The organism is Rhizobium sp. KNZ14-9A (assembly GCF_056755015.1).
Map to the genome: position 1 here is coordinate 1,303,301 of NZ_JBPGXB010000004.1, position 12,155 is coordinate 1,315,455.

Here is a 12,155-nt window from a genome sequence, read left to right on the forward strand (position 1 = left end):
ATCACCCCTGCCCATTCTGTCTCGCCTGCTCCGCAGCGCGGAAGCGCGCCGGCGTTATGCCACGTCTTGCCTTGAAAGCCTTGCCGAATGCGGCTTCCGATTCATAACCGACCTCTGCAGCGATATCTGCAACCGTTCGGCGCGTCCTGAGCAGCAGGTCACTCGCCAGCATCATCCTGATATCGGTCAGGAACGCGCCGACCGTCATTCCCGCGCGCTCGCGAAATTGCCGGGCATAGGTAGCCCGCGACATGGCCGAATGACGGGCAAGATCATCGATCGTCCAGCCAAAGGCGGGCGAAGACATCATTGCCACGACGGATTTGCCGAGCCTGGCATCCCCAAGCAATTGCAGCAGCCCCGAGGACGCGACGGGCGAGACCTTGCCGGCCCTCACCGCCATGATGAAAAGCGAGAGACAGGTCGCGGTGATGATCGCCAATGCTCCCGGCCTCTCTTCAGCCGTCTCCCTATAGAGCATGGCGACCAGCGTCTTCAGCAGCTCCTCCGACTCCTCGGCGAGCGATACGTGAAAGACGTCAGGCAGGCTATCGAGCAGCAAGGCAGCCGATCCCGGCGCGCAATCGAAATGACCACAGAGCAAGTCGACATCAGCCTCGCCTTCGCCGTTTTCGCGCAAAGGCAGCATGCCACCCACGGTGATGCGCAGGGGCTGTGCTTCGCCGCGTGGCCGCAAGCCAACGATCGTATGCGCATCCCCGCGCGGCAGCAGCAGGAAATCGCCGGAGCGCAAGATGATTTCACGACCGGAGCCGAGGCGAATGAGACAATCACCGCCGAGGATCAGATGAAACGGTAGCTTACCTGCTGCAACGGGTTCGTGATCGATATGAAACGCGCCCTGCAGCCGGCAGCGAATGTCGAGCGTCGGCTGCAGACGGGCGAGCTCGATAAGGCGGCTTAAAACATCCATGAGACGATCGCGCTAGAAAATGACTTTTTTGAGCATTCAAACTATCATCTTTGAAGGTCATAGTCACTTCCGACAGCCGAGGCAATCACGCCGTCGCTGATATGAGAAGGAATGATTTTCATGTTGGATTGGAAGGAATATCGCGGTGAACTCATGGGCCGGATCGGTGAAATCACCAAGATCGTGCCAGAGACGATCAAGGGCTATCAAACCCTTTCGACCGCCGGACAGAAGACCAACCATCTCGACGCCAAGCAGCGCGAGCTGATCGCCCTTGCCGTGGCCGTCACCGTCCGTTGCGATGGCTGTATTGCCGTACATACGACTGAAGCCCAGAAGGTCGGCGCCACCAAGGAGGAAATTGCTGAGGCCCTCGGTGTCGCGATCTCCGTTAATGCCGGTGCGGCTCTTGTCTATTCGGCCCGCGTGATGGACGCTGCCGACGCCATTGCAAAGTAAAACATCCAAAGTGAACCGCTTGCCGCACCGGCAGGGCAAATGACCCTGCCGGACCAATTCGGAGAAACGAACATGTCGCTCCCCCGCATACCCGCTGCATTCTTTGGCATTGTTCTTGGCGTTGTCGGGCTCGGCAACAGCTGGCGCGTGGCCGCTGCCATCTGGCCGGTTCCGGCCAGCGTGGGCGAAGCCATCAGCCTTCTTGGCTTTGCCATCTGGCTCGTCCTCATCGTCCTCTACGCCGCGAAATGGTTTGTCGCGCCGAAGGAGGTGACGGCGGAACTTGAACATCCCATCCAGTGCTGCTTCGTCGGTCTGATCGGCGTCGCGACCATGCTGGCGGGACTTGCGATCCTTCCTTATTCGCGCATCGCGACTGAGGTTCTGGCTCTGGCAGGGTTCGCCATCACCCTGTTTTTCCTGCTGTGGCGAACCGGCCTGCTCTGGCGTGGTGGGCGTGATCCGGTGACCAACACGCCGGTTCTCTATCTGCCGAATGTTGCCGGTTCCTTCGTCACCGCCATCGCGGCTGGCACGCTTGGTTATGCCGACTGGGGCCAGCTCGCCTTCGGCGCCGGTTTCTTTTCCTGGCTGGCAATCGAATCCGTCTTGTTGCATCGGCTGCTGATGGCGCCGGAGCTAGCCGCACCGCTGCGCCCGACTCTGGGCATCCAGCTTGCCCCGCCCGCCGTCGGCAGCGCCGCCTATCTGAGTGTGACGACCGGCATGCCCGATATGTTCCTGCATGCCATGTTCGGCTACGCCATCTTGCAGGTCTTGATCATCGGCCGCCAGCTGCCCTGGATCATGCAACAACCCTTCGCCAGCTCTTATTGGGCCTTCACCTTCGGCCTTACTGCGCTTTCGACAGCAGCACTGCGCATGACGGCACGCGGCGACACCGGCGCGATCAGCGAGCTTGCGCCCGTTATCTTCGTGCTGGTCAACATCACGCTTGCGATCATTGCAGTCGGAACGCTCTGGCTGCTGGTGAGAGGCAAGCTTCTTCCCGCTCCCGTCCGAGCCTGAGAGCCTGCACGATTTTAGGCGCTTGCTACTTCCTGCTGCAGATCGACCACTGCCTTGATCGGCAGGTGGTCGGACGCCATGCGGGCGAGTGGAGTGTCATGCACCTCCACGGCGGAGATGATACCTTTCCGGTTGGCAATGATGCGGTCGAGCGCCAAGACCGGCAAGCCGGCAGGAAAGCTCGGAACGGCGGGCGGCAGCGGACCGAAGGCCATCTGGAAAGTATTGAGGGATGAGCGGTCGCCGAGCCGCCATTCGTTGAGATCGCCAAGCAGGATGGTCGGCATTTCGTGACGGTCGCTGATGAGATCGACCAGCGTCTTTGCCTGTTGCGCCCGCGAATGCCGCAGCAGGCCGAAATGGGCGGCGATGATGCGCAGCGTCCCGCCAGCTTCGAGTTCGATTTCCGCAACCACCGCGCCGCGCGGCTCCAGCCCCGGTAGCTTCACCTGATGCACATCATGCACCAGACCTTTGCGGACAAGCACGACATTGCCGTGCCAGCCATGCGCCTTCGTCACACCCGGGATCGGAACCGGCACCAGCCCGGTCTCGCGCTCCAGCCGGGCGAGATCGAGAATGCCGGTCCGTTCGCCAAAGCGTGTATCAGCTTCCTGCAGCGCGATCACATCGGCATCGATCTCATGGATGACACGGCTCGTGCGTTCCGGATCAAAGCGTCGGTCAGTGCCGACGCATTTATGGACATTGTAGGAGGCGATAAGTGTGCCGTCATTGCGCGGTTTCGGCCCCGCACGCCAGGTCTCAACGCGCTTCCTCCTATTCTTGATGGAAGCGATGATACTGGCGGGCAGACTGTCTTTCTTCTTGACTTGCATCGGAAGGAACGCCGGCTCCATTGATCGAAAAGCTCTTTTTCTGGATTATAGGCAGCGCAGCAAAACTTGCCATGCCGCAATCACGAAAACTCTGTCAAAGATATGGTGAGCCCAGCCACAGCACCTTTTCGAGGAGCCGCACCAGGAAGGGCCGCGACCACAGCCCCTCGAGCGTAACCGGCGTGGCGGACTTGATGGCATCGTCGATGCGCTCATCGATTTCGGCAGCAAAGCCGGCATTCAGCACTTCGAGATCGACTTCGAAATTCAGCCGCAGCGAGCGCGGATCGAGATTGGAGGAACCGACATAGGCCCAGGTTCCGTCGATAGAGAGAAGCTTGGAATGGCTGAAGCTGCCGGTCGAACGCCAGATGCGGCAGTAGTTCTTGACGATCTGGTCGAACTGCGCCGTCATCGCCCGGTCGACCAGAACGAGATTGTTGGCAGCAGGCACAACGATATCAACCTCCACGCCACGCCGGGCCGCCGTCGTCAGCGCACTGATCAGCTCCCGATCCGGCAGAAAGTAAGGCGACATGATCCGGATCGACTGGCGCGCTACGGAAAAGGCACCTATCAGCATCTTGTGGTTCGTTTCCACGCTCCGGTCCGGTCCGGAAGCAACGACGCGCAAGAAAACCGGATCGCCACGCTTGCGCTCCAGTCGGTCGCCGCGCCAGGCCTCTCCGTTCAGGACTTCGCCTGTCGTGAAACGCCAGTCCTCGGCCGCGACGTCGAAGAGATCGGCAACCGCCGGGCCGCTGACGCTGAAATGCGTGTCATGGGCAAAACTTCCGCCGACCGCCTCCTCGCTGAAGCCTTCGCGGATATTCATGCCACCCGTCAGTGCGATCTTTCCATCCGCGATCAGGATCTTGCGGTGTGTGCGCAGGTTTGCGTAGGGCAACCTCAGGCCCATGATGACATTGCCATTGAAGACATCGACGGTCACGCCGCCGTCCTTCAGGTATCCGAGAATGCTCGGCACCGAATAGCGCGCCCCAACCGCATCGATCAGCACGCGCACTTCCACGCCGCGCTTGGCGGCTGCAATCAGCGCATCGGCGATGCGCAGCCCGATCCTGTCACGGTCGAAGATATAGGTTTCCAGCAGGATACTGCGCTCGGCGCCATCGATTGCAGTCTTCATCGCCGCATAAGCTTCGTCGCCGTTTTCCAGCATGTCGATCGCATTGCCCGTCGTCAACGGATAGCGCGTGACGCGATCGCCAAGCGTCTGCAGGGCAGCAAAACGCCGGCCGAACTGGCTGATGACGGCATCGGTCTCGGCGTCAAACTTTTCGAGCTCGTCTAGATCGGCGGCAGGCAGCAACGCGTCGCGGCGAAGGCTTAGCGACTTGCGACGGATACGGTTGATGCCGGCAATCATATAAAGCAGCGCGCCAATGATCGGCGAGAGAATGATCACACCCACCCAGCCGGTCGCAGCCCGCACCTCTTCCTTGGTCATGGTGGCGTGGATCGCCGCCGCTGCCCCCATGGCAATGGAGATGACGAAGAGGATATGCGGCCAGTAGGTCGACAGCAGTTGGAACATCGCCCCAGGATATAGCCGCGAATCGTCTGCGTTCAATCAGTCCGCGGCCCGCTCCCAACGCGAAATTTTCAGATGCTTAATTTGCCGGCTCAATATCGATGGCAAAGACGACAGAATGCGGCGGCAGCGCACCGTTCTCGGCGGGCGTTGCTTCCTTGCCGTAGCGCTCATAGATCACCGTCCCTGCGACCGACGGCAAGACCTGTGCCTGCTTCGACAAATTGGCGCGCAGCGCCAGCGTCAGATTCGCAAACTTCCACCAGATGGCGAGCGTCCCTTCGGGCGCCTCCAGCGCGCCGCTTTCGATAGCCCAGCTCTGCCGCAGCAGCGGCACGATATAGGTCTTGCGCAGCTTCAGGAGCTCAGCGACGAAAGCCAGGCTTTTCCGGCCCTCCTCGTTCTCCAGCCATTGCCAGCCGAGTTTCGAATTCTCGAAGGTCGAAAGGGCATTGGGATCGGGCAGATCGGCTGCGGTCCTGCCGGCCTTTAATCCACCGAAACCCTCGGCTTCCGCCATACGACCCTCGCGGACGATTTTGGCAAGCTCACCCGTGTAATCGGTGAAGAAATAAAAGGGCTGCCTCTCTCCATACTCCTCACCCATGAAGAGAAAGGGAATGTGCGGTGAGAGCAGGAGTATCGCTGTCAGCGCATCCAGCATATCGGTATTGGAAAGGCTCACCAGCCGCTCGCCGAAAGCGCGGTTGCCGATCTGGTCGTGGTTCTGCAGGAAATCGACAAAGGCGGTCGGCGGCAGGTAGCGACGCTCGCCGACAGGTAATTCCGGCGGATCGGTTCGATCCGGATAGATGAAGCCATGCTGAAGCGCCAGGCGAAGCTTATGCCAGAGCTGATCGGCAAAAGGCTTGTAGTGGCCGATGGTTTCGCCGGTCGCGACGATGTGCGCCACATGATGGAAATCATCGTTCCATTCCGCCGCGTAGGCTTTGGGAGCGCCGTTCGCGTCACGGACCAGCAGCTCCACGAGATTGCGCTGATCTTCGACGACGAGATGAACCTGCCTGTCGGCGAAGGCGGCTTTCACTTCTTCTGCCATGGCCGAAAGCACATGCTTTTCAGAGGTATCATGGATTTGCTCCACGGCATCGAACCTGAGCCCATCCAGCCGGAACTCACCGATCCAGTAGAGCGCATTCTCGATGAAGAAGCGCCGCACCGGTTCCCGCCCGAAATCGATCGCCGCCCCCCAGGGTGTTTCCCGGTCTTTGCGGAAGAAACCGGGCGCGTAGGAATGGAGATAATTGCCCTCGGGTCCGAAATGATTGTAGACGACGTCGAGTAGCACCATGATGCCGAGGCCATGCGCCGTATCGATGAAGGCCTTGAAATCGGCCGGCGTGCCATAGGCGGAATGCGGCGCATAGTGCAGCACACCATCGTAACCCCAGCCACGATTGCCGGCAAATTGCGCAACCGGCATCACTTCGACAGCCGTGATGCCGGTTTCCGCAAGATGCTTCAGCTTCTCCGCCGCAGCCCGGAACGTACCCTCGGGCGTAAAAGCACCGATATGGATTTCGCTGATGACGGCCTCTTGCCAGGGACGGCCGCGCCAGCACGGATTCTGCCATTGGTAGCTTGGATCGACGATCAGAGACGGCCCATGGACGTTGCCGGCCTGCGCCCGCGACGCCGGATCCGGCACTACTTTTCCATCAGGGAGGACGAACATGTACTGATCGCCGGCGGATGCTTCCTCAACAGTGGCTTCGAACCAGCCGCCACCGACGTCCTGCATCGGGATATCCTGGTCGCGGTGCCGCAGCGAGATCGCATTCTCACCCTGCGTCCAGAGCCGAAAACGCGCGCCCCCACCCGCGAGCAGCTCTGCGCCCCAACGTCTCGTGCCTTTAGTGATCGCGCCTGTCTGTGAAATCTGGTTCATCCCTCACCCCGTGTGATTTCCATCAGCATCAAATTCCTGAGGCTGCGGGTTGTTCCCAACGGGCAGGAACAATCCGTAGCGCGATCGGTTGAGGGTGAAAGCCAACGGATTGCCGCCATGAACGTCGCACAGAAACTCGGCCCCGCCTTCACGCTTGAAAGCGCCGACGCTGCCAGCCTCGATCAGCTCAGACATCGAGCGGAAGGCTGCAGACGCTGCGAACTCTACAAGAATGCCACCCAACTCGTCTTCGGCGAGGGATCGCAAAAGGCCAAGATCATGCTCGTCGGCGAACAGCCCGGCGACAAGGAGGATATTGCGGGACGTCCCTTCGTAGGCCCGGCCGGACGCCTGCTCGACATCTGTCTCGAGGAGGCCGGGCTCGACCGCTCGCGATGCTACGTCACCAACGCCGTCAAGCACTTCAAGTTCGAGCCTCGCGGCAAGCGCCGCCTGCATTCGAAACCCAATGCGGGGGAGATTCAGCGCTGCTCCTGGTGGCTCGGTGCCGAAATCAACATCGTGCGGCCGAAGCTCCTCGTCGCACTCGGTGCGACAGCACTTTATTCTCTTCTTGGCTCTAAGGTGAAACTGACACCCGAGCGCGGTCATATCCTCACACCAGAGAATCATCCGCCGGTTCTCGTGACCATCCACCCTTCCTTCCTCCTGCGGATTCGCGAGGAAGAGGATGTCGCGCGCCAACGTGCCAATTTTATCGAGGACCTGCACCGTGCTGTCCAATATCAAGGCAACTAGAACGAGTTATTGCCTATAAATACTGCAACGCAAAAATATTCCCGATTTACTTGGCAAATCCACTTGAAACCGGCCCCATAGTCTGGAACCTTTTCAACGGTATCGCGTTCGAACGACGGCATGTTGTGACTGGAGATCAGCGATGGCAGAAACTCGGGAAGAGTGGATAAAGAAACGTGCATATGCCCTCTGGGAAGAAGAGGGACACCCGACGGGACGGGATTCCATCCATTGGGAACAAGCAAGGGCCGAGCATGACACGCTCAAGGGGGCTTCAAAATCTCCAAACGGCAAGGAAGTGAAACCTCGGGCGAAGCGGGCGGCGGCAGCCAAGACGGCGGCACCGGCAGCAACGGCTGAGGTCACGAATGGCGGCGAAGCCAAGAAACCTGCCAAGAAGGCAGCAACAAACACAAAGACCAACGGCATTGTCAAACCGGCCCCGAAGCGGACAGCCGTACGCAAGTCGGCATCCTGAGAAATATTCAACTTGCGATGAAAAAGGGCGCCTTCGCGGCGCCCATTAGCTTTTTTTGTCATAAGTTTGAATTAGTTGCGCGCTAAGAAACTCATGAAGCGCCAGCTTCTCTGCGGGGGTGACCACAAGCCGAATGAAACGTCCGTCTGGACAGCTTTGTAAAGAAGCTGCGTCCACCCCTCGAAACGGGGAACAAGAGTATCCTAGCTGTTTATGGGCAAACAGGGGAAGTCGCCATGAATAGCCGTTTTGCCCATGCTCTCGTCATCCCAGTCCCCGCGGCCTCCGGCCGGGGTTTTCCAGCGCCGGTGTGAGGGATGGAGATGTCGCTTCTTCTGATCGCCGCTTTGCTCTACATCGGTTTCGCACTGGGGCTCATCCTTCTGGTTGATAACATCGTCGGCGTATTTTTTCGCGATCCGCGCAAACCGATCCAGCTTCGTTCCTTTGCTTTGAGCCGCACCTCCATCGCCTCGCGGAAGCTGGACCAAGAATAACAAATATAAATAGCTTTTTTTGCGAGTAATCGACGCTTTGCTCGGTTAACGATATTTGCAGCTCGCTCTTTCCCTCCTGCCCGACGCCTCTATTTTGTCGACGGTGGACCGGGCAGACCCGGCGCGGGTGATGCCACAGTAAGATTGAAAGCGATTTTTGATGGCACGGGTTGGGGGCCGCTGGCCGGAAGGCAATAGCGAAATCGGGAATTTGTTGCGCCGGAATGGTTTGGATGCTGCCGGCATCGGGTCAGTCGAAGCATGGCCGAGTTCACTCCGGCATATCGCGGAAATGGTTGTCAATTCACGCCAGCCGAAATTCGTCGCCTGGGGTCCCGAACTCGCCTTCATCTATAACGACGCCTATGTCGCGATCTTCCCCGAACGGCATCCTGCCGCCCTCGGAAAACCGTTTCAGCAGGTGTGGTCGGATATCTGGCCGCAGTTCGAGCCAATCGTGGAGGCCACGCTCAACGGTCAGTCGCAGCTCTACAAGGAGCTGCACGTTCCCATGCGGCGCGAGGGACAGACGGAGGACACCTGGTTCACCTTTTCCTATACGCCGCTACGGGACGATGAGGGCAAGGTCGCCGGCATTCTCTGCGCGACGATGGAAGTGACGGACCAGGTGCTTGCCAAGCGCCGAGAGCGCATCGCGTTGGATGAGGCGCGGGAAAAATCCGCAACACTCGCCGTCGTTAATAGGGCCGGCTCGGCGATTACCGCCGAACTCAATGTCGATCGCCTGACACAGATCGCGGTTGATGCAGGGGTAGCATTGACGGGCGCTGAATTCGGCGCCTTCTTCTACAATGTCGATGACGGTGAAGGTGGCAGTTACATGCTTTACGCGCTGTCGGGTGTCGACCGGAAACATTTCGACAAGTTTCCGATGCCACGCAACACCAAGGTTTTTGCACCGACCTTCAGCGGCGAGGGCGTCGTACGCTCCGACGATATCCTGCTTGATCCACGCTACGGGCAGAACGCGCCACATTCCGGTATGCCGAGCGGCCACCTGCCTGTGCGCAGCTATCTCGCCGTGCCGGTCAAGTCACGCGACGGCAACGTCATTGGCGGGCTGTTCTTCGGTCACAGCCAGCCCGCCCGCTTTTCGGATGCGGCAGAGGCAAGCCTCGTCAGCCTGGCTGGCCAGTCTGCCGTCGCAATCGACAACGCCCGGCTCATCCGCGCTGCCGAACTTGAGATCGTCCAGCGCCGCGGGGCCGAGGCCCAGCTTCGCAAACTGAACGAAACGCTTGAGGTCCGTGTCGCCGCCGAAATCCTCGAACGCCAGCAGGCGGAAGCAGCCCTGCAGCAGGCGCAGAAGATGGAATCGATCGGCAAGCTCACCGGCGGTGTCGCGCACGATTTCAACAACCTGCTGCAGGTCATTTCAGGCAATCTCCAGCTTCTCGGCAAGGATGTGACGAATAATGGCCGGGCCAAGGAGCGCATCTCCAACGCGCTATCGGCCGTCGAGCGCGGATCGCGGCTCGCCAGCCAACTTCTCGCCTTCGGACGTCGCCAGCCTCTGCAGCCGAAGGTGATCAATATCGGCCGCCTCGTCTCTGCCATGGATGACATGCTGCGCCGCGCGCTCGGTGAGGAAATCGAAGTGGAGACGATGGTTTCCGGCGGCCTCTGGAACAGTTTTGCCGACCCGATCCAAATTGAGAACGCACTGCTGAACCTTGCGATCAACTCCCGCGATGCAATGGATGGCACAGGCAAACTGACGATCGAAGTGGGCAATGCCTTTCTCGACGATTCCTATAGCCGCACCCATCCGGAGGTCGCAGCCGGCCAATATGTGGTGCTCGCCGTGACCGATACTGGCTCAGGTATGCCACCGGAGATCATCGAGCAGGCTTTCGAACCGTTCTTCTCCACAAAACCAGAGGGCAAGGGCACCGGTCTCGGCCTTTCCATGGTCTACGGTTTCGTCAAGCAGTCCGGCGGCCATGTGAAGATCTACAGCGAGACCGGCGAAGGCACGACGGTAAAGCTTTATCTTCCCCGCTCCTTCCAGAGCGAGGACCGAATAGCCACCGGCGATAATGTTCCCGCAACCGGCGGCACCGAGACTATTCTGGTCGCCGAGGACGATGAAGGTGTGCGCACAACCGTCGTCGAGATGCTGACCGATCTCGGCTATTACGTGCTGAAGGCCAGGGACGCGCAAAGCGCGCTGACCGTGATCGAGAGCGGCGCACATATCGACCTGCTTTTTACCGACGTCGTCATGCCTGGTCCGCTGAAGAGCCCGGAGCTCGCGCGCATGGCCCGCGAGCGCCTGCCCAACGTCGCCGTGCTTTATACGTCAGGCTATACCGAAAACTCGATCGTCCATGGCGGCCGGCTCGATCCCGGCCTGGAGCTCCTCTCCAAGCCCTATACACGGGAGGCCCTGGCGCAGAAAATACGCCACGTCCTCGCCAACCAGGCGCAACGCCGCCAGACCAACCCGGTGCCGCTGCCAGCCAGCGAGCAACCGCGCGACATCGTCCAGGCCAGGTTGAAGCTTCTGCTGGTCGAGGATGATGCCTTCATCCGCATGGACACGGCCGAAATCCTGCGGGATCTCGGCTACGACGTGATCGAAGCCGACAGCGGCGAACAAGGCATCGAACTCCTGCGCAGCACAGATACGAACACAGATATTATCGTTGCCGATGTCGGCCTGCCGGGCATGTCCGGCCCGGCCTTCGCAGCGCTGGCGCGCGAAGCTTTCCCTTCGGTCGGCCTCGTTTTTGCGACCGGCAACAGCAATTTGCCGGATGCGAACCGCTTTTCCGGTTCCGTGCTGCTGCCAAAGCCGTTTACCACCGCAGCACTCGACCGCGCAGTAAAGACCGCTGCGCGCCAGCGCCCCATTGCCTAGGCCTGACTGCCTCAGGACCTTCAAGCTCCGGATATTTCCCGAACAGGCGGCGGCCGGGACGGCCCCGGAACTTTTTGGATGGCCAGCGGTTGAGCCTCTTTCCAACCAGAGGAGGCAGCCATGCCGAGAGGTGACAAATCCGCTTATACCGACAAGCAGAAGAGAAAGGCCGAGCATATCGAGGAAGGCTATGAGGACCGCGGCGTATCCCAAGGGGAGGCTGAACGCCGTGCATGGGCAACGGTCAACAAGGAAAGCGGCGGCGGCAACAAATCAGGCTCCGGGCGCGGCAAGAAGGATACGAACGAATCCTCCGAAAAAGGCGGACGGATCGGCGGCCATGCCTCCGCATCCCGCTCCAAGGAAGAACGTTCCGCCTCCGCCAAGAAGGGCGCCGCAACCCGTAAGCGCAACGAACACCACGCCCATCACTGACGGCACCATCAGGCGCCAGCAACGCGGCAGGTGGCGCGAGGCCACCTGCCGCTGCCGTAAAGGACACTCGCAATGGCGAAAAGCAGGAAGAAATGGTCACAGGGTGTCACCAAAAACAGTGACGCCATGGACCTCAAGGAAGGTGTCTTCACATCCAACGATCCGAAGAAGATCGCCGCCTCCCTGAAACACTCGGCCGATAACAGCGACCGGCGCAAATCGAGCCCCTTCCAGTCAGCTATGTCGATGCTGAATTTTTACATCAACCGCGCTGGAGACCAGTTGACGAAGAAGCAGAAGGGCACACTTGAAAAGGCGAAGGACGACCTTCGCAAGGATTTCGGCCGCCAAACAAGGCGTTAAAGACATTACGAGGG

Annotated in this window: 12 protein-coding genes; 8 read left to right on the forward strand and 4 right to left on the reverse strand. The window is 59.9% G+C overall.

Translation table 11 applies throughout. The features are described from left to right. Nucleotide 1: 1 nt before the first annotated feature. Nucleotides 2–934 (reverse strand): AraC family transcriptional regulator, encoded by a 933-nt coding sequence (locus ACR9ZQ_RS36350; RefSeq protein WP_481430207.1) that lies wholly within the window; start codon nucleotides 932–934, stop codon nucleotides 2–4. Nucleotides 935–1,054: 120 nt separating this feature from the next. Here ACR9ZQ_RS36350 and ACR9ZQ_RS36355 point away from each other — a divergent pair, with 120 nt between their 5' ends. Then, nucleotides 1,055–1,393, forward strand: a complete 339-nt coding sequence (locus ACR9ZQ_RS36355; RefSeq protein ID WP_481430208.1) for a carboxymuconolactone decarboxylase family protein — start codon at nucleotides 1,055–1,057, stop codon at nucleotides 1,391–1,393. A gap of 72 nt (nucleotides 1,394–1,465) precedes the next feature. Further along, entirely contained in the window at nucleotides 1,466–2,422 is a 957-nt protein-coding gene (gene tehA, locus ACR9ZQ_RS36360; protein WP_481430209.1) for a dicarboxylate transporter/tellurite-resistance protein TehA, read from the forward strand. A 14-nt stretch (nucleotides 2,423–2,436) separates the two neighbouring features. On the opposite strand, the gene ACR9ZQ_RS36365 is transcribed toward tehA, so the two are convergent. The 3 genes from ACR9ZQ_RS36365 to treZ form a co-directional block, all read right to left on the reverse strand. Continuing rightward, nucleotides 2,437–3,261 carry an endonuclease/exonuclease/phosphatase family protein gene (locus ACR9ZQ_RS36365; protein ID WP_481430210.1) on the reverse strand — a complete coding sequence of 275 codons (825 nt, stop codon included), beginning with the start codon at nucleotides 3,259–3,261 and terminating at the stop codon, nucleotides 2,437–2,439. Between the two features lie 94 nt (nucleotides 3,262–3,355). Beyond that, entirely contained in the window at nucleotides 3,356–4,819 is a 1,464-nt protein-coding gene (locus tag ACR9ZQ_RS36370) for a phospholipase D-like domain-containing protein (RefSeq protein WP_481430211.1), read from the reverse strand. 76 nt (nucleotides 4,820–4,895) lie between these two features. Then, nucleotides 4,896–6,725, reverse strand: coding sequence for a malto-oligosyltrehalose trehalohydrolase (gene treZ / locus ACR9ZQ_RS36375; protein WP_481430212.1), 1,830 nt, complete (start codon nucleotides 6,723–6,725; stop codon nucleotides 4,896–4,898). Nucleotides 6,726–6,842: 117 nt separating this feature from the next. Here treZ and ACR9ZQ_RS36380 point away from each other — a divergent pair, with 117 nt between their 5' ends. The 6 genes from ACR9ZQ_RS36380 to ACR9ZQ_RS36405 all read left to right on the forward strand — a co-directional run bounded on the left by ACR9ZQ_RS36380 (nucleotide 6,843) and on the right by ACR9ZQ_RS36405 (nucleotide 12,141). Then, complete coding sequence (locus ACR9ZQ_RS36380) at nucleotides 6,843–7,484, forward strand: UdgX family uracil-DNA binding protein (RefSeq protein ID WP_481430213.1); 642 nt, start codon at nucleotides 6,843–6,845, stop codon at nucleotides 7,482–7,484. A 142-nt stretch (nucleotides 7,485–7,626) separates the two neighbouring features. Next, on the forward strand, nucleotides 7,627–7,962 hold the full coding sequence (locus ACR9ZQ_RS36385; protein ID WP_029868502.1) for a DUF2934 domain-containing protein: 336 nt from the start codon (nucleotides 7,627–7,629) through the stop codon (nucleotides 7,960–7,962). Between the two features lie 317 nt (nucleotides 7,963–8,279). Beyond that, nucleotides 8,280–8,459 (forward strand): hypothetical protein, encoded by a 180-nt coding sequence (locus tag ACR9ZQ_RS36390; RefSeq protein WP_481430214.1) that lies wholly within the window; start codon nucleotides 8,280–8,282, stop codon nucleotides 8,457–8,459. 160 nt (nucleotides 8,460–8,619) lie between these two features. Next, nucleotides 8,620–11,343 (forward strand): hybrid sensor histidine kinase/response regulator, encoded by a 2,724-nt coding sequence (locus ACR9ZQ_RS36395; RefSeq protein WP_029868501.1) that lies wholly within the window; start codon nucleotides 8,620–8,622, stop codon nucleotides 11,341–11,343. Between the two features lie 120 nt (nucleotides 11,344–11,463). Then, nucleotides 11,464–11,778 carry a hypothetical protein gene (locus ACR9ZQ_RS36400; RefSeq protein WP_029868500.1) on the forward strand — a complete coding sequence of 105 codons (315 nt, stop codon included), beginning with the start codon at nucleotides 11,464–11,466 and terminating at the stop codon, nucleotides 11,776–11,778. A gap of 72 nt (nucleotides 11,779–11,850) precedes the next feature. Then, entirely contained in the window at nucleotides 11,851–12,141 is a 291-nt protein-coding gene (locus ACR9ZQ_RS36405) for a DUF3175 domain-containing protein (RefSeq protein WP_029868499.1), read from the forward strand. Nucleotides 12,142–12,155 lie beyond the last annotated feature (14 nt).